At 42.0% G+C, this 25,369-nt stretch carries 27 protein-coding genes; 4 read left to right on the plus strand and 23 right to left on the minus strand.

The features are described 5' to 3' along the window. Positions 1-4 precede the first annotated feature (4 nt). The 6 genes from J2X69_RS05855 to J2X69_RS05880 form a co-directional block, all read right to left on the minus strand. Positions 5-742, minus strand: coding sequence for an isoprenyl transferase (locus J2X69_RS05855; RefSeq protein WP_310099903.1), 738 nt, complete (start codon positions 740-742; stop codon positions 5-7). 83 nt (positions 743-825) lie between these two features. Then, positions 826-1,575: a DUF6089 family protein gene (locus J2X69_RS05860; protein WP_310099907.1), complete on the minus strand. Its 750-nt coding sequence runs from the start codon at positions 1,573-1,575 to the stop codon at positions 826-828. Positions 1,576-1,678: 103 nt separating this feature from the next. Continuing rightward, positions 1,679-2,554 (minus strand): NAD kinase, encoded by an 876-nt coding sequence (locus J2X69_RS05865; RefSeq protein ID WP_310099911.1) that lies wholly within the window; start codon positions 2,552-2,554, stop codon positions 1,679-1,681. A gap of 3 nt (positions 2,555-2,557) precedes the next feature. Beyond that, positions 2,558-3,223 carry a cbs domain containing protein gene (locus J2X69_RS05870; RefSeq protein ID WP_310099914.1) on the minus strand — a complete coding sequence of 222 codons (666 nt, stop codon included), beginning with the start codon at positions 3,221-3,223 and terminating at the stop codon, positions 2,558-2,560. A gap of 89 nt (positions 3,224-3,312) precedes the next feature. Beyond that, positions 3,313-4,512: a chromate efflux transporter gene (gene chrA / locus J2X69_RS05875; RefSeq protein ID WP_310099916.1), complete on the minus strand. Its 1,200-nt coding sequence runs from the start codon at positions 4,510-4,512 to the stop codon at positions 3,313-3,315. 2 nt (positions 4,513-4,514) lie between these two features. Continuing rightward, on the minus strand, positions 4,515-5,492 hold the full coding sequence (locus J2X69_RS05880; RefSeq protein WP_310099920.1) for a 2-oxoglutarate and iron-dependent oxygenase domain-containing protein: 978 nt from the start codon (positions 5,490-5,492) through the stop codon (positions 4,515-4,517). 73 nt (positions 5,493-5,565) lie between these two features. Between J2X69_RS05880 and J2X69_RS05885 the strand changes: the two genes are divergently transcribed. Together J2X69_RS05885 and serS are read left to right on the plus strand one after the other, a co-directional pair. Continuing rightward, positions 5,566-6,333, plus strand: a complete 768-nt coding sequence (locus J2X69_RS05885) for a hypothetical protein (protein ID WP_310099923.1) — start codon at positions 5,566-5,568, stop codon at positions 6,331-6,333. A gap of 39 nt (positions 6,334-6,372) precedes the next feature. After that, on the plus strand, positions 6,373-7,647 hold the full coding sequence (gene serS / locus J2X69_RS05890) for a serine--tRNA ligase (RefSeq protein WP_310099925.1): 1,275 nt from the start codon (positions 6,373-6,375) through the stop codon (positions 7,645-7,647). 60 nt (positions 7,648-7,707) lie between these two features. Here serS and J2X69_RS05895 read toward each other — a convergent pair whose 3' ends face one another. From J2X69_RS05895 to J2X69_RS05945, 11 genes are all read right to left on the minus strand, one after another. Further along, positions 7,708-8,928, minus strand: a complete 1,221-nt coding sequence (locus J2X69_RS05895) for a tRNA modification GTPase (protein WP_310099929.1) — start codon at positions 8,926-8,928, stop codon at positions 7,708-7,710. A gap of 167 nt (positions 8,929-9,095) precedes the next feature. After that, the gene (locus J2X69_RS05900) at positions 9,096-9,260 is read right to left on the minus strand and encodes a hypothetical protein (protein ID WP_310099932.1); all 165 of its coding nucleotides are present in this window, start codon (positions 9,258-9,260) and stop codon (positions 9,096-9,098) included. A 208-nt stretch (positions 9,261-9,468) separates the two neighbouring features. Further along, positions 9,469-9,852, minus strand: coding sequence for a DUF3037 domain-containing protein (locus J2X69_RS05905; protein WP_310099935.1), 384 nt, complete (start codon positions 9,850-9,852; stop codon positions 9,469-9,471). Continuing rightward, positions 9,830-10,624, minus strand: coding sequence for a HipA family kinase (locus J2X69_RS05910; RefSeq protein WP_310099938.1), 795 nt, complete (start codon positions 10,622-10,624; stop codon positions 9,830-9,832). Before J2X69_RS05910 ends, J2X69_RS05905 begins: the two co-directional genes overlap by 23 nt. 173 nt (positions 10,625-10,797) lie before the next feature. Continuing rightward, positions 10,798-11,409: a dephospho-CoA kinase gene (coaE, locus tag J2X69_RS05915; protein ID WP_310099941.1), complete on the minus strand. Its 612-nt coding sequence runs from the start codon at positions 11,407-11,409 to the stop codon at positions 10,798-10,800. After that, positions 11,402-12,367, minus strand: coding sequence for a YbbR-like domain-containing protein (locus tag J2X69_RS05920; RefSeq protein WP_310099944.1), 966 nt, complete (start codon positions 12,365-12,367; stop codon positions 11,402-11,404). The genes coaE and J2X69_RS05920 overlap by 8 nt, the downstream gene beginning before the upstream one ends. An 8-nt stretch (positions 12,368-12,375) precedes the next feature. After that, positions 12,376-12,699: a preprotein translocase subunit YajC gene (gene yajC, locus J2X69_RS05925; protein ID WP_310099947.1), complete on the minus strand. Its 324-nt coding sequence runs from the start codon at positions 12,697-12,699 to the stop codon at positions 12,376-12,378. Between the two features lie 2 nt (positions 12,700-12,701). Beyond that, complete coding sequence (locus J2X69_RS05930; protein ID WP_310099950.1) at positions 12,702-13,244, minus strand: DUF1573 domain-containing protein; 543 nt, start codon at positions 13,242-13,244, stop codon at positions 12,702-12,704. A 199-nt stretch (positions 13,245-13,443) separates the two neighbouring features. Further along, positions 13,444-13,746, minus strand: coding sequence for a YtxH domain-containing protein (locus J2X69_RS05935; RefSeq protein ID WP_310099953.1), 303 nt, complete (start codon positions 13,744-13,746; stop codon positions 13,444-13,446). A gap of 7 nt (positions 13,747-13,753) precedes the next feature. Then, complete coding sequence (nusB, locus tag J2X69_RS05940) at positions 13,754-14,938, minus strand: transcription antitermination factor NusB (protein ID WP_310099956.1); 1,185 nt, start codon at positions 14,936-14,938, stop codon at positions 13,754-13,756. A gap of 115 nt (positions 14,939-15,053) precedes the next feature. Then, positions 15,054-16,154 carry a Glu/Leu/Phe/Val dehydrogenase dimerization domain-containing protein gene (locus J2X69_RS05945; RefSeq protein WP_310099959.1) on the minus strand — a complete coding sequence of 367 codons (1,101 nt, stop codon included), beginning with the start codon at positions 16,152-16,154 and terminating at the stop codon, positions 15,054-15,056. Between the two features lie 146 nt (positions 16,155-16,300). Here J2X69_RS05945 and J2X69_RS05950 point away from each other — a divergent pair, with 146 nt between their 5' ends. Next, positions 16,301-18,088: an ABC transporter ATP-binding protein gene (locus J2X69_RS05950; RefSeq protein ID WP_310099962.1), complete on the plus strand. Its 1,788-nt coding sequence runs from the start codon at positions 16,301-16,303 to the stop codon at positions 18,086-18,088. 91 nt (positions 18,089-18,179) lie between these two features. Further along, positions 18,180-18,497 (plus strand): hypothetical protein, encoded by a 318-nt coding sequence (locus tag J2X69_RS05955; protein WP_310099965.1) that lies wholly within the window; start codon positions 18,180-18,182, stop codon positions 18,495-18,497. 102 nt (positions 18,498-18,599) lie between these two features. On the opposite strand, the gene J2X69_RS05960 is transcribed toward J2X69_RS05955, so the two are convergent. From J2X69_RS05960 to J2X69_RS05985, 6 genes are all read right to left on the minus strand, one after another. Beyond that, positions 18,600-19,964 (minus strand): peptidylprolyl isomerase, encoded by a 1,365-nt coding sequence (locus J2X69_RS05960; RefSeq protein ID WP_310099968.1) that lies wholly within the window; start codon positions 19,962-19,964, stop codon positions 18,600-18,602. Between the two features lie 52 nt (positions 19,965-20,016). Next, positions 20,017-22,017, minus strand: a complete 2,001-nt coding sequence (locus tag J2X69_RS05965) for a peptidylprolyl isomerase (RefSeq protein WP_310099970.1) — start codon at positions 22,015-22,017, stop codon at positions 20,017-20,019. Between the two features lie 87 nt (positions 22,018-22,104). Continuing rightward, positions 22,105-22,506, minus strand: coding sequence for an ATP-binding protein (locus J2X69_RS05970; RefSeq protein ID WP_310099973.1), 402 nt, complete (start codon positions 22,504-22,506; stop codon positions 22,105-22,107). 13 nt (positions 22,507-22,519) lie between these two features. Continuing rightward, complete coding sequence (locus tag J2X69_RS05975) at positions 22,520-22,852, minus strand: STAS domain-containing protein (RefSeq protein ID WP_310099976.1); 333 nt, start codon at positions 22,850-22,852, stop codon at positions 22,520-22,522. 3 nt (positions 22,853-22,855) lie between these two features. After that, the gene (locus J2X69_RS05980; protein ID WP_310099980.1) at positions 22,856-24,934 is read right to left on the minus strand and encodes a SpoIIE family protein phosphatase; all 2,079 of its coding nucleotides are present in this window, start codon (positions 24,932-24,934) and stop codon (positions 22,856-22,858) included. 117 nt (positions 24,935-25,051) lie between these two features. Further along, positions 25,052-25,363: a DUF721 domain-containing protein gene (locus J2X69_RS05985; protein WP_310099983.1), complete on the minus strand. Its 312-nt coding sequence runs from the start codon at positions 25,361-25,363 to the stop codon at positions 25,052-25,054. Positions 25,364-25,369 lie beyond the last annotated feature (6 nt).

A 25,369-nucleotide genomic window follows, 5' to 3' on the forward strand; every position in this document is an offset into this window, starting at 1 on the left:
TTACTTAAGATTTAACTTGCTCACCCGTCTTGCCAAATCTCCTTTCCCGTGATTGGTAGTCAGAAATTGCAGCAAAGAGGTGCTCTCTTCTAAAATCCGGCCATAATACAGGTGTGAAATACATCTCTGTATAGGCCAGTTGCCAAAGCAGGAAATTGCTAATCCGGTATTCACCACTAGTTCTGACCATAAGTTCAGGGTCAGGGTAGTTGGCTGTTTCCAGATGTGACGCCATTACTTTTTCCGTAATATCTGCCACGTTTAATTTTCCTTCTGAGACTTTTTGAGCAATGTGCTTAGCTGCGTTGGTGAGCTCCCAGTGACCGCTATAGCTTAGTGCCAAGATCACTTTGAGGCCGGTATTTTTAGAGGTTGTTTTTTCCACCCGCTTCAGTGTTTCGTATGCTGAAGGGGGCAGGCTTTCTACATTTCCTATACTTTCCAATTTGTAATTGCCGTCCATTAGCATGGGGAGCTCATCAGACATAGTCCTCACGAATAGCTCCATTAGTGCGTCAACTTCCGCCTTTGGTCTTGACCAATTCTCTGTTGAGAACGAAAATAAGGTCAGGTATTTAACTCCTAGACTGTTTGCGCCTTCTATGGCTTCCCTAACTGCCTTTGTGGCATTTCTATGCCCAAATATTCTCATAGCGCCTTTCTTCGTGGCCCAGCGACCGTTGCCGTCCATGATTATAGCGATATGCTTGGGGATGTTTTTATTTTCAGATACTTCCTTCATTCCAGCCGTCACCGGTTCCTTACTTTTTTAGAGGTACAAAAGTGCCATTTCTTTTCCAAATATTGGTCCTTGGGCTTGATTTATTAATACACATAGCATTTGGTAGACATGAGCGTATAACTAATTGTCACCCCCAGAAAGTAATACCAATCTTTGTCGTAGGCATTCCCGAAGTTGATTCCAAAAGGGATGCTGGGATCATTAGGATCCTCATGTCTTGGTATCACCGGCCCTTTGCTGTCTATTTTGTCCAAATAATCTGTAAAGGTCGGCCGAAAGCCCAATTCAGCTGCCAATGTCCACCTTCGATCAAGTTGATACTTTATACCTGCTCCGAAAGGGACTACCACTGTTCCCAGATTATATCTCGAGGAGACAAGATACCTGTACGTATTCCCTTTTGCGAAAATAAAGGAGTAGCCTAAACCAAAGAATGCATAGGGTGAAAACCGGAATTCAGAATTAGGTGCCAGATAATCAAGGAAATTAAATTCCATAACTGCTGATAATTCCAATACCCCTGCTCTAAACCGTCCATCTCTAATGTGGGCATTTTTGTCGATAGGTTTGACACTATCTGCTCCATATAGAAATGCTCCGGTCACGCCTCCTCTTAGCGACCACACATTGTCAAAATTTCTCTTGCCAAACAACGTGACTTGAAGGCCTAACTGGCCCGGATCAATTTTCCTGATTATATCACCTGTATAGGCGGCTGCTCCTATGCCTCCACCTATTTCATATTTTTGTGCCTGAATTTCTCCCGAAATACCGAAGAAAAGCATTGAGAACACAAGTAAGTAGTTGGAAATCTGAAAATTGACCTTTTTCAAGACGATGCAAGATATGAAGTACCTAACGTTAAAAAAACGCATCACAGTATTTAGCGGGTTAATAATTGTTAAGCTCAAATTGGCTATGTCTTAAGAGATTAATTCAGTTTCTCATGTCAAAACCCCAGTTGAGCTTTTGTCTTAATGTATCAAAGAAATGATAATGAGGCAACTTTACCAATTTTGCTGAAAAATTTTCTTTCTTAACACTAAGCTTCACCTCTGAGGAAATTGATGTGGATCGTGAGTCCAAAGATATTAAGAATTTCTCTGTCCGCCCCTCTATTTCAAAACTGATCTCACTTTCGTCCGAAACAATAATGGGTCTTACATTTAAATTATGTGGACTTACCGGTGTGATCACGAGGTTTTTAGCCTCCGGGGAGATTAAAGGGCCACCACAACTTAACGAGTACCCCGTGGATCCTGTAGGAGTAGAGACAATTAATCCGTCTGCCCAATAGCTGTTCAGATATTTTCCGTCTATATAGGTGTGGACAGTGATCATCGATGAAGTATCCCGCTTGTGTATAGTGAAGTCGTTTAACCCGAAATTCAACCCGTTGAATAACTTACGTTGACTATGGACAGAGATCAGAGATCTTGTTTCTACTTGGTAATTATTGTTAGCCAAGTCTGCGACGGCTTCAGCAATTTTTTCGGTCGCCACCGTAGCCAAAAAACCAAGCCTGCCGGTATTGAGACCCAAAATTGGAACTTCGAGGTCTCCGACTTGGCAGACAGCATCAAGTAAGGTGCCGTCTCCTCCTATGGATATGACAAAATCCATGGAAGCCATCTCTTCCCTGTTTTCCAGTACCCAATAGTTTAGAGCTTTATTTCCATGCATTCGCAATTGCCGGTCAAATTGATCGGTGACAAAAATTTCAAATTCATGTTTGGTGAGTTCGTTGAATAGTGACTGAACGTCTGAAAACAATTCTGCTTTCAGCGCTAAGCCATGAAGTGCGACTTTCATGTCCTAAATATCTAAAAATCTTAGCAAGTTACCGATCCTCTCTTCTTCACTTCCCACGCCACTTTCTTCCTGATAGTGATCTATAATTTTATATCCAAACCGCTCCAGTGTGGCTTTGATGTGTCGTAGTTCAGGTTTATCCAGTTTCAATGTCACCTTGATCTTATTATCGTCCAGAGGATCTGTGGTGAGGAACGAACTGAGGACTTTGGTGTTTTCGGATTCTATGATTCTGGCAATCTCTGACAAACTGTAGTCTGTCATGCTAAGTGAGAGGATCAACACGCTTCCTTGAGATTGGATAGAAAGACTATCTGCGAAAGCGGAAATAGAATCCTCCATCGTCACGATACCCATGTAATTTAGCTCTCTGTCCAACACTGCGACAATGTTCGAATTTTGCTCTGAACTTACTCGAAGTACATCGTAAATATGCTTGTCTGAAAAAACCCAACAGTCAGGATTATCGGGTTCTATATCGGCAATTAGGCTATCCGGATTGTTTGCCTCAAATATCCTTTCCTCTTTTATCAGTCCCAAAAAAATACCCTTGTCAACAACGGGAAGTACATCAGTCCTGATTTCTTCCATCCACGACAATGCCATTCCGGTTTTATCGGAAAGCTTCAGTGGGGGGATCAGGTTATTGATGTATTCGTAGGCGTGCATAGATGAAAGATAGGGAATGAATTTAGATTATAAAACGTGAAAAGGCCTATTCTTGTTCCTTTTGAGGGAAATAAACAGGTGTTCCGGCTTTACAAAAATAAATTATTGTAAATAATGCCCAGAATCACCCCCCCGGCGATGATTACAGGTGAAGATATCTTAGTGAACTGAAGTAAGACATACGTGGCCATAATAAATAGAATATTTATGCCATTTGCCTCCAGTGGCTCAAAAAGCAAATAAGCTGCCGCAATTAGCATTCCACAGGATACCGCATTGATTCCTTCCAGAGCAGCCCTTACGGGCCTGTATTTCTTCAGCTGATCCCAAAATCTGATCACAAAGAATATGAGAAAAATCCCCGGCAGGAAAATGCCCGCTGCGGCTATAAATCCACCTATGAAAAAGCCCACCGTCCCAAATTCTTTCATGGATAATGCTCCCACAAATGAGGAAATACTGAAAGTGGGACCTGGGATGCCTTGGGAAATAGCGTAGCCTGTAAGGAATTCCTCGGAGCTTAGGTAGTGCTTGAAGTCGACAAACTCAGTATACAAATAAGGGACTAGCACTTGGCCTCCACCGAAAATCAAACTTCCGTTTCGGTAGAAATTTTCGAAAAGAATAATCGGTTGGTATTTGGTAATACCACCCAAAACTGCTGCCAAAACCAGCACGCCGCCCCAAAGATAAAAATTGGCCCATTCGATTTTTAGCGGCGCCTCTTTCTCCAGCTCGGGTTGCTGTTTGTACTTGATAGAGGTGCTCAATCCTCCTATAAACAACAATACAGGGAAGATATAAGGTGAACTGTAGAAGAAGGAAACAAAAGCAGAAATCAAGACCAGTACCATAGCTTCGGTTGTTTTGACGGTCTTTCCGATTATTTTTTGAGCAGCAAAGATGATAAACCCTATAGCCATTGGCTGAATAAACCGCGCGAAATCCAATGCTCCGGGAGTGCTCTCCTGAAGAAAATGAATCAGCATGGCCGCTAAAATCATAAGGAGTGTAGCGGGCAATATCCAGACTAGAAGGGCGAGATAGGCTAGGTTGGGTCCTCCTACCCGATAGGCAATCGCACAAACGAGTTGCGTGGAAGACGGACCCGGAAGCATATTGCAAAGTGCGTTAAGCTCCCAGAGCTCATCTTCCTGTATATAACTTCGCCTCTTCACCATACGCTCCAGAAGCATCGCAAGAAATGCCTGTGGGCCTCCAAATGCGGTAAGGGAAAGTGTAATAGTATCTTTCAAAAATAAATAGTATCGGACTTGCTTTACCGACATGCCTATTTTCTCAAGCCAAGTTCGCGAAGCCGCTCCTCCAAAAATTCTCCCGCAGTGGCATCTTCGAATTGTTTTGGATGCTCAGCGTCAATACAGCTTTCCAGACATGTGAGATCCATCTCAGAACGCGGATGCATAAAGAAAGGAATAGAATATCTGCTGGTATTCATTTTTTCCCGTGGAGGATTCACTACGCGATGGATTGTGGATTTTAATTTTTTATTTGTCAATCTCTCCAGCATATCGCCCACGTTTACCACCAATTGGTCGGGAAGTGCGGTAATAGGGATCCATTTGCCGTCTTTTCTCAAAACCTGAAGCCCGTCTGCACTGGCACCCATCAATAAGGTGATCAAATTGATGTCTCCATGCTCTGCAGCTCTTACAGCATCGGCAGGGACTTCGTCCGGGTTTTCGATCGGGAAATAGTGAATTTGTCTGAGAATGGAATTACCATGGGCTACTTTGTCCTCAAAATAATACTCGTCAAGATTCAAGGATAGTGCAATAGCCTGAAGCATCGCTTTGCCTGCACTCTCCAAGGTGCGGTATGCTTCGTTGGCATCGTTTTGAAATTCGGGCAACTCCGATGGCCAGATGTTTGAAGGATATTCACTTTTGATAGGATCGGCATCGGGAATTCGGCTGAGTTCTTGGCCTACATGATAAAATTCCTTTAAATCCCCTGTATTTCTGCCTTTGGCATGCTCTTTTCCCTTGCCCGTGTAGCCTCGTTGAAATCCGATTTCAGGTTTTTCGTACTTTGTTTTGATGTCGTCGGATAAGGAGAAAAAATCTTTGATAGATCCGTATAGTCTATCTTGGAGATCTTGTGACAGGCCATGGTTCTTGATGGCCACAAATCCGATATTTTGGTAAGCTTCTCCAAGCTTTTGTACGAATGTTGCCTTTTGTGCCGGAGTACCGGAAGTGAAATCAGCCAAATCTAAACTCGGGATCTCATCAAATAGGATTTCCATAGGGGATGTATTATGGTTCGGGGTCTAATTTATCTTTAAAATTAAATATCTTTAATCTCAATTTACGTGCAGTATGAATAAAATCCTGACTTTACTATTTCTGATTTGTCTTTTCTCAGCCTGTTCATCCGAAAAACAGCGAGTGAATGAGGAAGTAATAGAAATGCCTCCACACATTGATGCAGCGAAGTCTGATGCCCCGAAGGTAAAATTCTTCCAATATGAAGATCAAGCAGCCTATCCGGATGCTATGCTTGAGTTGTACACTCCTCTGGGCAATCAGGTCTTCAAACCGGGGAAAGTGCCTTTTGAGTTCAATGTCAAGAATTTTCCTTTTGACTTGAACGCAACGAAAGAATTCAAACTGTTCAATATCTTAAATGGAGGTGATCCGGTAGGATTTTATTCGCCTATTTTTCAAAGGGACCTTCCTGTAGGGAGTTATCGTGTAGTCGCATATTTGGTGGATGAAGAAGGACTGGCTCTGAAGAACTTCGGGAATTATGTAGACAGGGATTTTCAGGTGGGAGAGTCTAGACCTTTCCCATATTCAGGCGAACCCTACCTTGCATTGAATTTTCCTCACTCGGATCAGGTCTATGAGGTAGGCTCTGAGGTGATTGTCGATTTTTTGGTAATAGGGGGAGATATGAAATTGGATGGATTGAAAGTGGCAATAGAGGTAAATGAGCTGCGCTATGAAATTGACCACATGGCTCCTGTCAGGGTGGAAAATCTTCCTCAGGGAAAATACATGGTTAAAGTGCGGTTGCTTGGAGAAAATGGAAAAGAGCTGGACGGACCATTTTCAAGTGTAAGTAGAGACATCATTGTTCGCTAACATGCTTATCTTTGAAGCTTCAATTTCAAAGATTTTAAGATGCTTTTAGTCAATCAAATTCGAGAAAACTATGCCGGTGTACTTGCCGGACTTCAAAAGAGGAATTTCCCAAATGCAGAAGCTGTACTGAATCAGGCTGTTGAGCTGGATGAACTGAGAAAATCCACTCAGGTAGAACGTGATCAGATACAAAACGAGGCCAATACTATTTCGAAACAGATTGGAGCATTGATGCGCGAGGGGAAAGCTGAAGAAGCAGTTTTAATCCGTGAGAAAACGGCCGAGCTTAAGCTTCAGGTCAAAGATCTTGAAGATCAAAACTCGAAAGCTGAAGAAGAGTTGAAAGCTTTGCTTTATACCATTCCCAATGTGCCCCATACTTCTGTCCCTGCCGGTAAGTCAGCGGAAGACAATGAGGTTGTATTGGAGCATGGAATCATTCCCACACTTCATGCAGAGAAACTTCCGCATTGGGATTTGATCAAAAAATATGACATTATTGACTTTGAACTTGGGGCGAAGATCACGGGAGCCGGTTTCCCTGTTTATAAAGGAAAAGGGGCGAGGTTGCAGCGTGCATTGATTAATTTCTTTTTGGATGAGGCATTGGCACAGGGATACTATGAGATTCAGCCCCCGATCTTGGTCAATGAGGATTCGGGGTATGGAACCGGGCAGCTTCCGGACAAGGAGGGACAAATGTATTATGCGGATGCTGATAACTTGTACTTGATCCCCACTGGAGAAGTGCCGATTACCAATATTTATCGCGATGTGATTCTTGCGGAAAGTGAGCTGCCAATAAAAAATGTAGGCCACTCTCCATGTTTCCGAAGAGAAGCAGGAAGCTGGGGTGCCCATGTAAGGGGGCTAAACAGGCTACATCAGTTTGACAAAGTAGAGATCGTGCAAATCACCCATCCGGACAAGTCGTACGAGACGCTGGAAAGTATGAGTAGCTATGTACAGCACCTTTTGCAAAAACTCGAACTTCCTTATCGGGTATTGAGACTGTGTGGAGGAGATATGGGTTTTACCTCTGCGCTGACTTACGATATGGAAGTGTTTTCTGCCGCTCAGGAGAGATGGCTGGAGGTAAGTTCTGTTTCCAATTTTGAAACGTATCAGTCCAATAGATTGAAACTTCGCTTCAAAGGAGCGGATAAGAAAACCCATCTAGCACATTCACTGAATGGAAGTGCCCTGGCTTTGCCTAGAATTGTTGCCTCTATTCTGGAAAACAACCAAACACCGGAAGGGATCAACATGCCGAAAGTACTTCACCCTTATTTGGGATTTGACAAGATCTCTTAAGAAGTGAGGATAAAAAAAGCGTGGGAATTTATCTTCACGCTTTTTTTCTGAAAGACGGTTTTAAAAAAGAGTGTATCCAAAAATTAAATTAAGTGACTGATAATTGGAGTTCCAAAAATGGTAACCTCCTATAATTTCCCGGTTGGTATGATACCTTAATTCCATGTGTAATTTATTGTTGTACTGAAAACCGGTTCCTAATCCAAAACTTCCTCCCGTTTTGATACTTAGATTTGGCCCCTGGGCTCCATCTGACCTTTCAAACCCAATCGTTGTTTTGGACGGAAAATCTATGATATAAGAAAGATTGATGAATAATTTAGAATTGGCATTTAAAAACATATAATGTCTGAGTCCAATGGGCAATTCCAGTGATTTATAATCGGCAGTAACATTATAAGTGTTCACTGTCGAATTTTTTGTACTGGCAGTTTTTTCTGACTTGTAACTTTGAAAAGTTGGCTCAATAATTACTCCCCATTTGTTTTTATTGAAAGGCAAAATAAATTCTGCCTCTACTCCGATTCTAAACCCTAAATTGTTTTCAAAATCAACTTTTTCTACAGCTGCCTGTGGATTTTCGATTGTTAGACTTCTTGCACTAATGCCCGGTCTAATAGATAAATGGAATAAATCCGGCCTTTTTGCAACTCCATATGTGGTGTATGAAGAATCAGTACATTCGTTGTATTTAACAAAAATTGATTCTAGCTCCTTTTGCTTGTAGCCTAAGTTTTTGAACTCTTGCGAATTGATTGACCCACATACCAACTGATTGTTCAACTGATTTCTGAATTGTGTATTTTCGCTTATCCTGTTGTCAATTTTATATTTTTTGTAGACTAATTGGGTGATTTCAGAGCCATTAATTGAATAGAAATACCTTTTGGTATTATTACTTTCAAATGAAAAAAGAGAAGCCTGTCCTTCTATGATTGTTTTGAGAAAAACTTCTCTTGTCACAAACTTAGGGCTCCTGTCCTCTCCCAGATTATTGAGGTTTTGACCTGACTCATCAATCTGGACCGTAGCTCGAATAAATTTAGAAAATCCATTAATTTCAAATTCTTTGATCGCTTGGATATCTGCATGTTGTACAGGTCCTCCGGAGGCAAGTTTGTATTCGATGGTTGACGGGTTGTTTTTCCAGTCACTATTCTTTATCAAACATGCGATTTTTTCATTTGAATTAGTGAGAAAATGCCCTTCTTCAAAAAGAATTTGAGCGAAGGAATTGCAGTGAATAATTAGTGCAGCTAAAAGAATTAGAGCTTTTTTCATAGTGAAATCTTAAAATTTTATACCGGCTTTTTGGCGCTTGAATCTAGTGATTTTATTGAGTACTTCATAGTTAGGGCATGCTGAAAAACGCCGGTAATAGATCAAAAGTTATCATTTTGAATGATTAACCCATTTTTGATGCGAACGGTTTTTCAGCAGGTGCAAGCTTATTGACCACAATAGGTCTTTATCCATGCATCAGAAAATCCCAAAATCGGAATTTTCAAGCTAGCCTCAGCCATACCATCTTCTATGTTGGCCTCATTCGAGGTATAAGCATACATCTTCATTCGGCCGCCTTGAAGCTGGCATAACTGAGACTTTTTCAGCAAGCCCTAGTTAAAACCCACTGCTATGAGTGAAAATAATGATACAATAAGTGCTGTAGAATTTCTTCATTGAAGGAAACAGCAGATGTGATCGTAGTAAGATTACCAATCTGCTGAAGTCCGAGTAATTGTAACCGGAGGAATATGGATAAGAAATGCTTCTAGTAAGATAAAATTATTGCCAACGTTCTTATTCGCAAGCTGCTTTTGGCTAGCCTACATTCTCTTCAAAAAGCCTTTGGAGCGTTTGCTGCAAATCCTCGGCATAACCTGAATGTGGTCTGGAAGTTTGGATTATGGAGCTTCTTACAGCGGTAAGCCATCTGAATCTTGATGCAAAATCCATTGAAGCAATATTACCTCCACTGGCCATGCCGGCACATATTTTTTCAAAAGAAGTCAAGTTTAGCTGTATCATTTCTACGTCAGCCAGTGGATCAAGTGCCAGTAGTTTGTCTGTATTCAAGTGGATTTTGCATCCAAGAAAATCTCTTTTCCAATGGCATAACACCACCCCTACATTGATAAATTCTTCCCGCTCCACCCGGGGGACTACCCGGATTACTGCATATTCATATAAGTGCTGTTCTTGCATCTTGAGCTTCTTTTATGAATTGATCTGAATAAGAAAGACGGAGTTCCAGAAAGTTTTGGTAGACCTTCCTGATTTCATTTGCATCCTCTGAGTCACCACCGGCTAGTAGCCACTCTTCCGGAATTGCATTTACGATTGTGTTGATTTTTTCCGTTGTCAGGATTTTCTTGAATTCTTCGTTTACTGAGTCAAGCGCTGAAGCTTGGGGTAGTAGCACATGATTTTTGATTATTGGAAAAGGCCCTTGGGCATTTTTTTGCCAGTTGACCCAAGCGTGCTGAAACAAGAAAGAAGCACCATGATCGATCAGCCAAAGCTCCCGGTTCCAGACAAGCATATTTGTGTTTCTAAACGTACGGTCCACATTGGTGATAAACATGTCCAGCCACACTATTTGAGAAGCTAAGCGTGGATCTGTACTCATGGCTATAGGATCGTAATTGATGGCTCCGGACAGGAAGTGCAAAGCCAAATTGAGCCCCTGACTTGATTTGAGAAGATCTTGGATTTCTTCATCTCCTTCGGATCTTCCAAAAGCCGGATCCAAGCCTGCAAAGACAAGCTCCGGCACTTTCATCCCCAAAATTCTTGCGATCTCTCCTCCCAAAAGCTCAGCTATGAGCGCTTTTTCGCGTTGACCTGCCCCACGGAATTTCAACACGTATTTGAACCCGTCATCCGCATCAGCAAGAGCGGGTAAAGAACCGCCTTCTCTCAGTGGTAAGATATAGCGGGTCACATTTACCCTGCGTAGTGTTAGTGTTTGATCCATTATAATTCTATCTGAGCCTTCCTTGCCTACCAAGAAGAATGCTTAACTAAGATTCCTAAATAAAATACCGAACAAAATCCCAGCTAACAAAATTGTTGAGGAGTTATAGTCTTCATTAGATCAATTCTTCTACATGCTTTTGGATGTTTTCGGATAATTTACCCATCGGCAAGTCATTCGCATTTCTCAGCTATAAGTTGCTGATGAATGCTTAAAACTTGAGGAATCAAAAGCTTGTTGTCCGTATTTTTAATCACAAAATCGGCCAGCTCATTTTTCTGCTCGTCAGGAAGTTGTTGATTAATGATTTGATTCACCTGCTCTTCCGAGCGAAATGGATCTCTCATCAGTGTTCTGGCGATACGGATTTTCAGTGGTGAGCTTACATTGATCACATGGTCGAGTACCTTATTGTTCCCTGTCTCGAAGATCAAAGCGGCTTCTTTTAGTACATAGGGACTGCTTTGTATGGAGGCCCAGTCAGCAAAATCCTTTCCTACAGCAGGATGGACAAGGGAATTGATTGTCTTGACTTTCTCAGGGTCAGAGAATACCTCCTTAGCCAGAAAACTTCGGTTTGGATTTCCGTCGGGGAGATAGGAATCGACTCCAAAAGCAGTTGTAATCCGGTTTTTGAGCTGTATGTTATTTGCCATTAGCCACTTGGCCCGATCATCGGCATAGTAAATCGGAATACCGAGTATGGAAAAAATCTTTGCCACAGTGGATTTTCCTGATCCGATTCCGCCTGTAATGCCAACTAAGAGAGGACCGGACTTACTCATAGTTCAGCTTTAAAATCGGCGGTGAGATCACTACCTTATCCAAGTAATCCGGCATGGGCTTCATCTGGACAGAAATCGTGCTGTCTTCTTTATTTCTCTTATAATAATCCAGTACAGCTTCAAATTCAACATCCTTTAAATCTGTTACTTTTCGCTCATCCACGAGGTAAGAAATCATAATTACGATATCTTCTTCGGCTAACTTGACTGAATTGGGGAAGTTCAGTTTTTTAATTTTAAGCCGCTTATTCCCTTCGAGAAATTCAATAACCTCAAATTTCACCCGGATTGTTTTCTCTTCGATGCGTACTAGGTTCCCCATTTCATCGGGTACTTCCAGAGTGATTTCCTTCTCAATGGATTTGTTTATACGATTTTCATCGAGCGGGATTTTTAAGGTGCTTTCCAAAGTGTCTATAATGGAGCTGGGCCCATTCAGGGTGATCGTTTCAGGGCTAAAAGTAATTTTATCGATTATACGATAGTTTTTAGCCATTGAAAAACTGTTAGAATCAAGAATAGGCTTGACTTGGAGAGATTTTATCTTGTTGATGTTGAATTTAAGCGAATCATCAAGTACCGAGACCAGCTGGGTAGGGGACAGAAATTCACCAAGAGATCTTTTTAGGTCAGCAGTGAGTAGGTAGTTGGTGGAGGCGGGATTGTTAAGCTCTATAGGGAAAGCATCATTGTTGAAGCTGAAGTACTTTCGAAGTAGATCCCAGCCATTTCCCGCGATTTCTATTTCCAGCGTTTTTGGGAGACCGGCTACCGCTATGAACTGGCTTTGATCGTAGATGATCTCGACTGGAAAATCAACAATCGTATTGTAATCGTCCTTATTCAGGGCGTTTAAAATCCAAAAAGTGGTAGCTGCTGCGATGCAGAGAACTACCACTTTCAGATTAGAGAGTTTTTTGGGAGAAATCCTCTGGGAGGATTTTTTAGTTTCCGACAAAATTCAACTTATTTTTTTGTTTCCGGTTTTTTGGAGAAGTCCAGAGAAATGGCTGATTTCTCCACTCTTACTTTAAGCCCGCGATCGAGTTCTAGAAATACGACGTCGCCTTCCACAGAACTTACTTTGCCATGAAGCCCACCAATGGTTACGACTTCATCCCCCTTTTTTATTTCTTCAATGAATTTTTTGCTTTCCTTTTGTTTCTTTTGCTGAGGTCTGATCATGAAGAAATACATGATCAATATGATAGAACCGAATAAGAAAACCTGTCCCGAAATCCCTTGCCATCCACCTCCTGCGGCAGCTTGGGCTAATACTGTAGAAATCATAATTATCGTTTAACCGGGCCTACCGGTGTTGCTGCGCCTGCATTTTTTGGAGCTACTGTACCTTTTAATCTTAATCTGGTAACGTTAGGGTTGGTGTTTGCCTGAATACTTACTGTAGGGGCTTGTGCACCTGACTTACCGGCAGAGTTGAACACTACCTTCACAAAGCCTTCATCACCTGGCTTCACCGGAGTTTTGGTCCAGTCCGGGCTTGTACATCCACAAGATGCTGTGATGTTGGATATTACCAAAGGCGCCTGTCCGTTATTTGTGAACTTAAAGATATGTTCTATGACTTCTCCGTCCTTGATGGCACCAAAGTCATATTCCATTTCAGGAAATCCAAATGCGCCTAAGGTCGCAGGGTCTGCCGCCTGAGTAGACTGGGCATTTACCGGAGTAACAGTGGTATTGCTTGTTTCCAGTTGAGAAATTTTATCTTCCAGCGCCTTAATTTTTGCGTCCTGATCATTTTTTTGGTCACATGAAGTTCCCAAGGCAAGCATGACGGAAAATACCGCCATATTTATAAGGTTGATTTTCATCTGTTTATAATTTGGTTTTTAATGGTCAGATGGAATCTTTGACGATTAAAATAATCATTGCTTTGTGTGTTTTAATGATGATTTTAATCGTGTCGATTTCATCTGTTTATTTTTTGTTTTTCAGTGGTCATAACTTGTATCGCTTGATCGATTATCATTCCTTAGTGGGACGGATACGCCTCACTCGATTTCATATCGATTAATTATTTTCTTGATTGATTTGATCAATTAACTTGTTCACATCGCTAAGCAGATTCTCAGCCTTGTTTTTCGCTTCGGATATAACGCGCTTTCCTTCGGTCTTTGCCTCATTTAAGTGCATCTCCTTGCCATCCACCAAATCGTCAATCAGCTCTTCTAAATCCTTCTTGTACTTTGAAAGTTTGAAAGTAAGCCGATCACGGGTGTTGGTTCCCGTATCGGGTGCAAAAAGTACTCCAAGTGCCGCGCCCGCGCCTGCACCAATTAGGAATGCGATGAGTGAATTACTGCTCTTGCTCATAGTTATATTATTTATTGTCTAATAGTCCTCTACCGCTCTTACGGATTTCTCCGCTATCGGTTAGCTCTTTTGCCATCACATCCAACAAACCATTGACAAATTGCTTGCTTTTCGGGGTGCTGTAGGTCTTAGAAATATCTATATACTCATTAATACTTACTTTGACAGGGATGCTCGGGAAATTTTTCATTTCTGCAATTGCCATCGAGATGATCACTTTGTCAGTAAATGCAAGCCTGTCAATGTCCCAGTTTTTGGTTTTTTGAGTGATAAGAGACTTGCTACTGGCATCATTTTCAATGGTGAAGTTAAAGATATTTTGAAAAAACTCCTTATCCTCATCCCAGTTCATGGCAATCTCAGGCATTTCACTTTCATTTTCTTCATTGAGATTAGCCGCATTTTTCAAAACCTTGGATGCCAAGCTCCTTACCACTGATTTGTCTTCTGTCCAGTTGAGGTCTTTTTCAGAAAAGAAATTCAAGATCACGTCATTTTTGAAAAGCACCTTTTTCAGCAAATTATCCACCAAGTCAAAATCCTGCTCGGCTGTGGGACTTTCCAGTTCAAGATACGCCTGATAGTGTTCTGATGGTTTTATATAGTCTCTAAACCATTCCCTGATTTCCAGTTCCACATCATCTAAATTGACATTGTTTCTGGCAAGGGCGGCCCTGTATGAATCTGACTCCCGGAGAGAGGCCAATACTTGATTGTTGGGGAAGTTCAATTCATTCCCAAAGCCTGCAGGATTATTGCCTGCAAATTTTTTCTTCTTCTCAATTTCTTTCTCTACATGCTTTGCAAATGCCTGCAGCAGCTCAATTGCCAATAAGTACAACTGAGGGATTCGCTCGGCAGATACTACCATATTCCTTAACAGAAACTGGTGGTCTTTTTCGTTTGCCTCATGATACCTTTTCAAAGCATCCAATACTGTTTGTTTGACTTTACGGCTTGCGTCACTTGACTTGAGTAAGTCTTTTGTGGTAAGGTTTTGTTCAAAGAGCTTGATTGCCTCCGCAGCTTCTTTGTTGAGTGCGGATTTATCCTGCACTTCCATGCTATTCAAATCAGGTAAAAAGGTGGTTCTGATAAAATCTTTTGCAAGGTTGAGGTTGGAACCTTTGCACTGCTCATATGCATATAGGTTTTGGAAAGCCTTTACTCGTAGTATTCTTCTGTTTAGCATGTCTTCGAAATGAGTTGCAAATATAGGTAATTTGGTGTGGCTATCATCTAGTTGGACGAGACAAAAAAACCACCGGAAGTCATTCCCGGTGGTTTTGATAAGGATGTTTGCTTACTTAGAAGGAAAGCTTCACTCTTCCGATAGCTTCAATTCTTGCTTTTGCTGTTTCGATAGCTGCTTGCTGGGCGGGAATGTTTTCCTTTTCGGATTTATTCAAAATATCCAGACAGGTATCGTATATTTTCTCAGTTTGCCGATAAACGGTATCTCTGTTGTATCCGCCAAAGTACTCTGCTCCTACATTGATAACGCCGCCTGCGTTGATAAGGAAGTCCGGAGCGTATACTATTCCCTTCTCGATCAGAATCCGTCCATGCTTAGCTTCATCCTTCAGCTGGTTATTGGCCCCTCCTGCGATCACGGCACATTTCAGACGGTCTATGGTCTGATCATTGATCGTAGCACCTAGTGCGCAAGGAGAATAAATGTCCATTTCCAAGTCGTATATGACATTGGGGTCGACTGGCTGAGCTCCTGTTGCTTTCGCCACAGCCATAAGTTTTTCTTCGAAAATATCAGTTACCAATACATTGGCTCCTTCTTTCACCAAGTGTTCGATCAAGTATTTGCCCACTTGACCCACGCCCTGCACACCAATTCGCTTTCCATGCAATGATTCTGAGCCAAAAGCTTTTTTGGCAGCGGCTTTGATGCCCATGTATACACCGTATGCAGTGACCGGGGAAGGGTCTCCGCCTCCGCCTTTGACCTCCGGCAGTCCCGTGACATGGCGGGTTTCCATCCCTATGAATTCCATGTCCGAGGTGTTCATGTTCACGTCCTCGGCGGTCACATATCTACCGCCAAGACTCTGGACAAATCTGCCGAAACGTCTGAGGAAAGCTTCGTTTTTCAGTTTTGGATCACCCAAAATCACTGCCTTGCCACCGCCGAGATTCAATCCGGCCAGGGCATTCTTAAATGTCATTCCTCTGGAGAGACGAAGGACATCTGTAATTGCTTCCTCTTCGGAAGCATACGGCCACATACGGGTTCCGCCCAATGCCGGGCCCAAGGTGGTGTTGTGAATTCCGATCAATGCCTTTAGGCCGGTAGCTTCATCATTACAGATCACGAGTTGCTCGTGATCCATCGTGCTGATCTGGCCAAAGATTGAACCTTCACGTACTGTTTCAGTAGCTTTAATCTCTAACATGTGAACTTAGCTTTTTAGAATGTGTTATATTTGGGTACTCCTTTGTGAAAATAGCCGATACAAAATTAAATGCTTTTATCGGCCTTCAAAGGATTAATATACCCAGTTTTCCTAATCTATTTCCTTCATTTTAAAATTTTTATTTGGTGAAACCACTTTGGAGACTCAATAAGTATTTATATAAATACAAGGGCTTGATCCTTTTGGGGATAGTTTTTACGCTGATATCAAATATTTTCGTAATTATACCTGCACAACTGGTCAGACTTGCAATAGATTATGTGGTAGAAAGTTTTTCTATTTACAGGCCTCTGGCTCAGGGTGGAATGGGCAGTCAGGCACAGGATGTTTTTTTAAAATTCGTAGTTGTCTTCGGGGTTTTGATCTTAGTGATGGCCTTGCTGCGGGGGATTTTCTTGTTTTTTATCCGGCAGACACTCATCATCATGTCCAGAAAGGTGGAGTATGACATGAAAAATGAGATTTACGATCATTACCAAAAACTCCCGCTAAGTTTCTATAGAAAGAACAGCACGGGAGATCTGATGGCAAGGATCACCGAAGATGTAAGCCGGGTCCGCATGTATCTGGGACCTGCAATCATGTATGGCTTGAATCTGTTGATTCTTTTTCCGATGGTGATTTCTTATATGATTACCGTCAACCCATTACTCACGCTCTATGTGCTGTTGCCTCTTCCCATACTTTCTCTGAGTATATATTATGTGAATAATATGATCAATGAGCGCTCTGAGAAGATTCAGCGTAGTCTAAGTGAACTAAGTACATTCGTCCAGGAGGCTTTTTCGGGAATCCGTGTGCTAAAAGCTTTCGTCAGAGAAAGTGACAGTGCAAACGATTTTGCCACCGCAAGTGAAGACTATAAGGTAAAGTCTATAAACTTGACACGGGTAAATGCGTTGTTCTTTCCCATAATAATGGCTTTGGTAGGAATCTCTACCATCATTACTGTTTACGCTGGCGGTCTTCAGGTGATCAGCGGAGAAATAGGTTATGGGGTAATTGCGGAATTTATCCTTTATGTGAATATCCTGACTTGGCCGGTGACGTCTTTGGGATGGGTGACAAGTATTGTGCAGCGTGCGGCAGCTTCCCAGACTAGGATCAATGAATTTTTGGATGAAAAGAATGACATTATTAGTACAAATAAGATTCAGGCAGATATTCACGGGACAGTGGACGTAGAAAATGTATCTTTTGTATACCCTGATTCCGGTATCCAGACTCTGAAGGATGTCAGCTTTCAGATCAAAGAAGGACAAACGCTCGGCATTATAGGAACTACAGGATCGGGAAAATCCACTATAGCCAATCTATTGATGCGCATGTACGATCCTACAAGCGGGGTAATCAAAATTGACGGTCATGCGATAGATGCATTTTCCATTTCCGATCTGCGCAGGCAGATAGGCTATGTGCCTCAGGATGTATTCTTATTCTCTGACAGCATAGGAAATAATATTGCTTTTGGAATAGAGCAGTCGGATCCAAAGATCATTGAACAGGCTGCAAAGGATGCTGATGTCTATCAAAACATCGTGGAATTCCCCAAAGGATTTGAAACTATGTTGGGAGAGCGGGGAATTACACTTTCCGGAGGGCAAAAGCAGCGGGTTTCCATTGCTAGAGCAATTGCCAAAGAACCGAAGATTCTCATTTTGGATGACTGCCTTTCTGCAGTGGACACCAAGACGGAGAATGTGATCCTGACGGCACTTAAAAATATTATGCAGAACCGGACTTCCATCATTATTTCCCACCGGGTATCCTCTGCCAAGCTGGCTGATCAGATTATTGTATTGGACGATGGTAAGATCATAGAGCGGGGAAACCATGCCTCACTGATGAAGCAGAAAGGCGTGTATGCTGAGCTTTACGAAAAGCAAACCAGAGGTGAATCTGTTGATAATTAGGCTTTTTGATTCATAGTTAACCGCAAGTAATAAGCATTCAAGAAAAAGTATTTAACTTGATGTGCATCAGTTCATCAAACCGGCATTAGTCATGGAAGAAAAGAAATCCACCAGTCAAGATATAGAAAAAGTACTTAAGGAAATTGGCGACAAAATCGAAGAACTTGTTCAAAAAGGAGCAAATGCGGGATCGGATGCCAAGGATGAGATAGAAAAGAAGATCAAGGAGCTGAAGGAGAATAAGACTTCCCTAGAGGCAGAATTTAAAAAAGGCAAGGAGATTTTGGAACGTGAGTTTAAAGAACGCTCCAGTGATTTCAAACCCAAATTTGAAGAGTCCAAAGGCTTGTTCAAAGAAGGATTGAAGCAAATTGGATTGGCTATCAAGACGCTTTTTGAAAAGAGATAAAAAAAATGCCCGAGTCATTTCTCGGGCATTTTTTGTGAAAGGCTATTTTGACCTAGGTGAGCACAGCTTTGTGAAGTTCTGGGTATATTTTTCCCTGAGTTTTTATTTTGCTCCCAGTGCGTTGCACTTATCGTAGGCAGGGTCCAGATCAATGAAAATATCTTCTTTGGCTGTAATAAACCATTTGCTAAGAAGATCATCTTCTTTTTTGCGAAGGGCAGCAGCTTTTAGCTTTTCGTAGTCATCCTCCATATTTGCCCGGTGTGCAGGGTACTTCGCTTTATAGTAGAGTATTCGGACTTTTGTTCCTTCTCTTGGATCTTCAAAAAGCATAGGCTTGGTAATGGCTCCTACCTTCATGGTATCTATAGTAAAGAAAAGTAATGGGTCTTCCAGTGTCCTAAGGGAAAGGCGGTTTGAATTAGTGGCGGGATCGGTAAAAAAACCGCCGTTATCGGAGGTGCTCCTATCATTCGAGAAATCTTTTGCAGCTTTGGCAAAATCCAGCCTTCCTGCTTCTATCTCGGTTTTGAGACTGTCAAGCTGTCTTTCTGCTTTTTCAATGTCTGCTGTTGTTGCCTTAGGTGATATTAATATGTGTCTGGTATTAAAGGAGTTGTTTTTGATTTCCAATAATTGAATCAAGTGAAACCCATAATCACTTTCTATGGGATCCGAAATCTCCCCTTGTTTTAGTCCAAAAGCGGCACTTTCATATTCAGGAACCATTTGTCCTTTGGAGGCGAAACCTAGATCCCCTCCATTACTGGCAGATCCGGGATCTTCGGAATACTTCTTAGCCAAATCTGCAAAATCAGCCTTACCTTCCCCGATATCCTTTTTGAATTGAAGCATCTGATCATAAATATCCTGTCTCGTTTGGGGATTTACTTTAGGCTTTATCACGATTTGGCCTACTGTAGCCTCTGAGGTAAATAGCGGTAAAGAGTCTCTGGGAATACTGTTGAAAAACTGCCTCACGTCATTAGGAGAAACAGTCAATCCTTCGGTGATACGACCTCTCATGCGTTGTACGATCAGTTGCTCTTTGATCACGTCCTCGATCTCTGCCTTGAGCTGGTCTGATGTTTTTCCGTATGCTTGTACCAGTGTCTCTTCATCTCCGCCAAACTGCTGCATGACCATACTGAAGCGCTGTTCTGTCTGAAGCATAACTTCCGCATCGGTAACCATTACCGAATCGACTTCTGCTTTGGCTACCATCAGTTTGTTGATCATCAAGGATTCAAATACTTCACATCTGGTGGGAGCTGTCTGAGCAGGCTGATTTTGGGAAACAGCCTCTATGTAAGATTTTTGTACGTCTGATTCGAGCAGGATATAATTATCAACTTTAGCCACAATTTTGTCAAGAACCTGGCCTGTAGGAGGAGTTTCTTGTGCGAATGATGCGGTAATCAGCAAGCTGGCGATCAGAGTGAATGTGAGTCGGTTTAGCAATTTCATGGATGTTTTTCCATCTCTTGATACTTACGAGACGGTTTTCTTAGGTGAATTATTATTGATTCAATGCTATGAAAGTTTCCTCTTTAGCTTTGGTGTTGATTTTAATCGGGTACTTCTTTCGGAGCGATTCGACGAGGGTATTGTCCAAGTATTCCTGATAATCCCGAATAACCGGCCCGCGTGTTTCTTCGAATTTCTTAGGGCCGGGTTTGATTCTGTCCCCAAAGACCACAATATGGAGGTGTCCGTTTACTTCAAGTTCTTGATAATCTTTATTCAAATCGGCTTTAGACAAGACGGGATGCTCACTGTATTCAATGGTTCCGGTTTCTGTCTGGTAAGCTAATGAATTGGAGCTTTCATAGCTACTCTCAAAAGTAGTTATGAGTTCATCCGAAAGGGATTTCCCTTGAAGCAGTTTTCTGGCAGCATCCAGTTGGGTCATGTCAAGAACTTTGACGATGAAGGCATTTACCCGACCTTTCCACTGGTATTTTGTAATGTTCTTTTCATAAAACGCTTTCTGGGCCACAGAATCAAGAAGGCCTTTTTGCCAGACTTCTTCATTCATGAGCGAAAAGAGTAGAATGCCATCTCTATACTCTTTCAACAGCATTCGGTATTCTTTATTGTTGGCAGCCAAATCTGCCTCTTCGGCTTTATTTAATTCTGAGGCAGTAAAGCGCTCATACCATGCATCAAATGTGCTTGTTTTGTTCTTTATGCTGATTTCCTCGGCGGCCATAAAATCAGCCAAATCCTGTGCTATATAGCTTTTCCCTTTAAGAGTAAAGAGTTGAATACCGGATAGATTCTTCTCGGACATGGCCAAGGCAAAGCCATTTTTGGTGGTATTGTTTAATTCTGTCCTCAGCTTGGCTACATTTGCCTCATTCTCGTCAAAATTGTACCGGGACTTCTGAATCGCCATCACCTGAGACTGAATCATGGTGGAGCGGGAATCTCTTAAAATACTAGAGCGTATACTTTCTTCCATGGATTCGAAACTTTCCAGCGGCTTTTTGCCCTCCAGCCTCAAGATATGATATCCATATCTGGTTCGGACTGGGGCAGATACTTCGCCTATTTCTGTCAATGAAAATGCGGCCATTTCAAACTCCGGAATCATCGATCCAACACTAAACCATGGCAGCATCCCGCCTTTTTGACTGCTGGCAGGATCTTCAGAATAGTTTTTTACAATATCCTCCCAGATGGTGCTTTCTTTCTGTATCTCATTATAGATGTCGGCTACCTTACGTTTGGCGAGATCTTCCCCATTAGGCGAACTGTCCTCTATTCTAACCAAGATATGCGAAACGCGCACTTGCCCGGGATTGGGTTGGCGATCTTTTACATTAATGATATGGTAGCCAAAGCTTGTCAATACTGGGTCAGAAACCTGTCCCGGCTGTAGGGAGAAAGCAGCGTCTTCGAACGGCTGCACCATCTGAAGGGCTGTGAAATAACCAAGATCTCCTTTGTTGACCTGAGCAGACGGATCGTCCGAATATTCTACAGCAAGATCATTCAGGCTACCTCCGTTTTTTACTTCTTCTTTAATTTTCAAAGCCATGCGAAGGACAATCAGACTGTCTTCCTTACCGGCGTTTGGCGGAAATTTGAGGAGAATGTGACTGGCACGGATAATCTCCTGCATTCTTGAGTAAGCCTTTCGCAATTCCCCTTCTTCCAGAGAGTTGCGGATAAGGAATGGAGCTTTGATGTTTTCCCGAAAGGATTCAAACTCTCTGCGAAATTCTTCAGACTGATCAAGCTCTTGAGCTTCCGCCTCTCTTACTTTTAGTTTATAATTGATGAAAAGTTCAAGATTCTCATCAAACTCGTCTCTAGACATACCAAGAGTGCCAGGCTCAGATTTGTTGCCCTTAGACAGTAAGTAGATCAACTCATCCTTGTCCACAGGCTTGCCGCCTATCGTCAATAGGGGATCATCCTGCACCGATGCTTGAACAAAAGCCATCGCTGTTAGGGAAGACTCAAATGTTAGGAGGAGGGTGAATATAATTGCCGAAATGGTTCGGTTTGTCATGTGTTAAATGGCAGAATTTGAATGCAATTTTACAAATTTATTACGATTTCAAGTCAAATGTCCCGAATACTAAGCATTTAACAAGAATTAGGACTGAAACCATTTGATGAGCCTGCAGGTATTAGTGCCTTTGCTGGATTCGAATTCGATTTCATCCATTATTTTCTTGACCAAAATTATGCCTAAACCACCTTTTCGCTTTTCACCTTTTACTTTGTCCAGATCCGGGACCTCGTAATCAAGCATATTAAAGGCTTGTCCTTCATCGGTGATTTCAAAAATCAATTTGCCGGGATTTTGCTTGATTTTTAGCTGGATATAGTCAAGTGCATTACACTTGTGGGAGTGGATAATCAGATTGGCGCATACCTCTTCCACCGCCAGTGTGATCTGGTGTCGGTCGATGTCAGACATATGCAGTTCTCCCAGGGTCTTTTTCAAAAAGACCCGCAGCTCCGAGAGTGCGGTAGTTTGACAGGATATTTTCATCTGATGCTTCATTTCAGGTAAGTAGCGCTGTTTTTTTGTCGGGATAGATGCGGATCAGCTGGTCTAAACCCAAAATCTTAAATACTTCAAAAACACGGTCGGAAAGGGAATAGATTTTCAGTTCAATTTCTTTTTCCTGAAAATCTTCCAGATAGGACATAAACACACCCAGACCCGCCGAGGAAATATATTCCAGTCCTGTACCGTCAACTAGGATAGAACTGCTGCCGTCAGTGACCATTTTGGTGATTGCCTCATCCAGTATTACAGAGTTGCTGGCATCCACTTCGCCTTTGAGCAGCAAAATGTCGTGTCCGTTTTCGTGTTGGGTTTCTATCGTTAGCATTTTCTAGCTTTCATTATTTTGTTCGGTAAATTTCACCACCATAATAGAATAATCATCATCAATCAATCCGTCGCCACCAACAAAGGCATGCAAGGAATCTATCATTTTTGTCTGAATTTCCAGTGGATTAAGTCCGTGATAAACTTCTAATAGGTTTCTGATGCGGTCGTAACCGAATTGATGGGATTTTTCATTTTTTGCTTCTACTATACCATCTGTAAGCAATACCAGTACATCGCCTGACTTATAAGTGAATGTCTTTTCCACAACGTGTTTTTCATACTGCATGTTTCTTAAAATACCCAAACCCAAACCATCAATCTCCAAATATTCGGATTTGTTCCGTTCTTTCTGATGAAAGAGGGTTGGCACATGCCCTGCACGTGAGTGGCAGATGGTTTGTTGCGCAGTATTAATGATGAAAATTGATGCGGTGATGAAATGGTTTTTTTCCAGACATTTGCTCAAAGCGGAATTGGCCTTGATCATAAAATCAGAAGGGCTGAGATTCAACTGAATAAGACTCTGGAAAATGCCTTTCATCTGAGACATATGAAAAGCCGCAGAAGTTCCCTTTCCTGACACATCTCCAATAATCAGCACATAGCGGTCTTCGTCCAGTTTGAACGTGTCGTAATAATCACCTCCTACTTCATCTGCCGCATTGGAGTAGGCGCAAATATCAAAGAACTGATTGTGATCCAGTTTGGTGGGGAGCAACGCTTTTTGTACACGCTGGGCTATCTTCAATTCCTCTTGATAGCGTTCGTTCAATATAGCCTGGTTGAGCAATCTGTGGTTTTCTACCGCAATACAGGCTTGCCTGGCAAATGTGCTGATGATGTTCAGCATTTCTTTATTAAATCCGTCCCGGACTTCTTTGCACAGGACTATTTTTCCTATTACGGATTTATTGATTACCAAAGGGACCAACAGTACGGATTCAAATTTCGGATGGGCTAACCTGAGGGTTATAGGACTTAGATTATCCGGAAGTTTTTCGGAAGCCCATTCCCGTGCGGATTTCTGCTGCTGGATCAGATCCGTGATTTCCTCTCTGGTTTTGCGGTCAATAAAGCGTTCCTGGAAAATGCCGTCGGGAAATTCTTCACTGGTCATAGCCAGCCAAGCAGCATCTGCATATGCCGCACTCATGCAGGAGTCCATTAGGATATCCAGCACTTGTTCTTCATTCTCTTCCGGCTGTATAGACTGACTCAAGCGTTGGAAATTGATTGCCTCTGTCAGCTTTTGCTCGAATACCGATGAAGTAGGAAGATTAAAAAGGGTGACAAGAAAGCTGAGAACCGCATAGATCAAAACGAACCAAAACAAGGAGATCAGAAATAAATTCCAAGTAAGATTGACAGGGTAAATCCGCTCACTTTCATGTGAAAAGGTGTACCATAGCAAATATCCTATAGATGCGATAATTGTGCCCAGAAAAAGCAGGGATTTCCATTTCTCCTTGAAGGTCAAATATGGAATCCATTTCAAATTAGTGGAGAGAATCACTGCCAATATCCCCAGCAGGACCAAGCCAAAGAAGAAAGGGTATTCATTTGCCCCACGATCAAAAAACACCAGAAACATGGCTATTAGCAATGCTATTTCATATGCCTGCCATTGTTTGACTACACGCTTGGTTTTCTGATAAAGAATAAGGTGCTGCCAGAGAAGAGAGGTGGATATCAAAAATATCGTCACCAGACCGAAGCGGACATGGTAGAAGAAGGTTTGGAGAAACGGCTCTGAGGCAAGCTTGCTTTCGCCCAAAGAACTATAAAACAATTCAATGATTATATAAACTGCCACCGCGAAAATACCGGTGGAAACACCTCTCCAAATAAGATTCAGAAAATCACTTTGAGTGCTTTTTACGATGGAATACTTGTAAAAACCATAGACGGTTAAATAAAAAAGTGTTTGCAAAATCCAGGTGAATTCTACGGCAATTCCCGAATCCAATTGGTTGAGAACCCCAAAAAGTCTAACCAAATTCACAAACAGCAAAGCAAGCCATACCAGGATGGCGAGCAACAAGCTTAGCTTTCCGATATGGATTGGTGGTAGTTTGATCATGAATGTGCTTCCACAATAATACTCATTCGGATTGGAAAATTGTGAAGGTGGATAACTTACTCAGTATGGGGAGGTGTTAAAAAGTCTAAATTCACTAGACCGCAAAGAATCCCTAAGCTACATACAGACCAAATCTTCGATCACTCCGGTGCCATACCGCTCATCGATAAGCACAAGTACTTTGCTTTTGTTCATCAATAACTCCTTCTTAATTGGTCCTGAGCTTAATTTTACAAAGAGCTTTTTGTCCCGGACAAACACAGAAGTGGTACGGTCTGCGATGGTTTTTCCCACCAGATCCGGCCAATCGTGCACTAAAGATTTCTCCCTGAATTTACCTTCCAATCGGTAAGCTTTAAGTAGATCATTGAAAGCTGACTCTAGTGGAGCCACTTCCTTTTTTCTACTGAAATATCCGTCCTTGCTCATATCGTT

The organism is Algoriphagus sp. 4150, from assembly GCF_031457395.1.
GTDB lineage: Bacteria > Bacteroidota > Bacteroidia > Cytophagales > Cyclobacteriaceae > Algoriphagus.

Coding starts and splice junctions, on each gene's coding strand:
- J2X69_RS05885 (WP_310099923.1), top strand. CDS start 5,566: ATGAATAAAATCCTGACTTTACTATTTCTGATTTGTCTTTTCTCAGCC.
- J2X69_RS05955 (WP_310099965.1), top strand. CDS start 18,180: ATGGAAGAAAAGAAATCCACCAGTCAAGATATAGAAAAAGTACTTAAG.
- J2X69_RS05945 (WP_310099959.1), bottom strand. CDS start 16,154: ATGTTAGAGATTAAAGCTACTGAAACAGTACGTGAAGGTTCAATCTTT.
- J2X69_RS05895 (WP_310099929.1), bottom strand. CDS start 8,928: ATGAAAAAAGCTCTAATTCTTTTAGCTGCACTAATTATTCACTGCAAT.
- nusB (WP_310099956.1), bottom strand. CDS start 14,938: ATGCTAAACAGAAGAATACTACGAGTAAAGGCTTTCCAAAACCTATAT.
- J2X69_RS05865 (WP_310099911.1), bottom strand. CDS start 2,554: ATGAAAGTCGCACTTCATGGCTTAGCGCTGAAAGCAGAATTGTTTTCA.
- J2X69_RS05905 (WP_310099935.1), bottom strand. CDS start 9,852: ATGCAAGAACAGCACTTATATGAATATGCAGTAATCCGGGTAGTCCCC.
- J2X69_RS05930 (WP_310099950.1), bottom strand. CDS start 13,244: ATGAAAATCAACCTTATAAATATGGCGGTATTTTCCGTCATGCTTGCC.
- J2X69_RS05855 (WP_310099903.1), bottom strand. CDS start 742: ATGAAGGAAGTATCTGAAAATAAAAACATCCCCAAGCATATCGCTATA.
- J2X69_RS05970 (WP_310099973.1), bottom strand. CDS start 22,506: ATGAAAATATCCTGTCAAACTACCGCACTCTCGGAGCTGCGGGTCTTT.
- serS (WP_310099925.1), top strand. CDS start 6,373: ATGCTTTTAGTCAATCAAATTCGAGAAAACTATGCCGGTGTACTTGCC.
- J2X69_RS05880 (WP_310099920.1), bottom strand. CDS start 5,492: ATGGAAATCCTATTTGATGAGATCCCGAGTTTAGATTTGGCTGATTTC.
- chrA (WP_310099916.1), bottom strand. CDS start 4,512: ATGTCGGTAAAGCAAGTCCGATACTATTTATTTTTGAAAGATACTATT.
- J2X69_RS05910 (WP_310099938.1), bottom strand. CDS start 10,624: ATGGATCAAACACTAACACTACGCAGGGTAAATGTGACCCGCTATATC.
- J2X69_RS05960 (WP_310099968.1), bottom strand. CDS start 19,964: ATGAAATTGCTAAACCGACTCACATTCACTCTGATCGCCAGCTTGCTG.
- J2X69_RS05935 (WP_310099953.1), bottom strand. CDS start 13,746: ATGAGCAAGAGCAGTAATTCACTCATCGCATTCCTAATTGGTGCAGGC.
- J2X69_RS05870 (WP_310099914.1), bottom strand. CDS start 3,223: ATGCACGCCTACGAATACATCAATAACCTGATCCCCCCACTGAAGCTT.
- J2X69_RS05975 (WP_310099976.1), bottom strand. CDS start 22,852: ATGCTAACGATAGAAACCCAACACGAAAACGGACACGACATTTTGCTG.
- J2X69_RS05985 (WP_310099983.1), bottom strand. CDS start 25,363: ATGAGCAAGGACGGATATTTCAGTAGAAAAAAGGAAGTGGCTCCACTA.
- J2X69_RS05980 (WP_310099980.1), bottom strand. CDS start 24,934: ATGATCAAACTACCACCAATCCATATCGGAAAGCTAAGCTTGTTGCTC.
- J2X69_RS05965 (WP_310099970.1), bottom strand. CDS start 22,017: ATGACAAACCGAACCATTTCGGCAATTATATTCACCCTCCTCCTAACA.
- yajC (WP_310099947.1), bottom strand. CDS start 12,699: ATGATTTCTACAGTATTAGCCCAAGCTGCCGCAGGAGGTGGATGGCAA.
- coaE (WP_310099941.1), bottom strand. CDS start 11,409: ATGAGTAAGTCCGGTCCTCTCTTAGTTGGCATTACAGGCGGAATCGGA.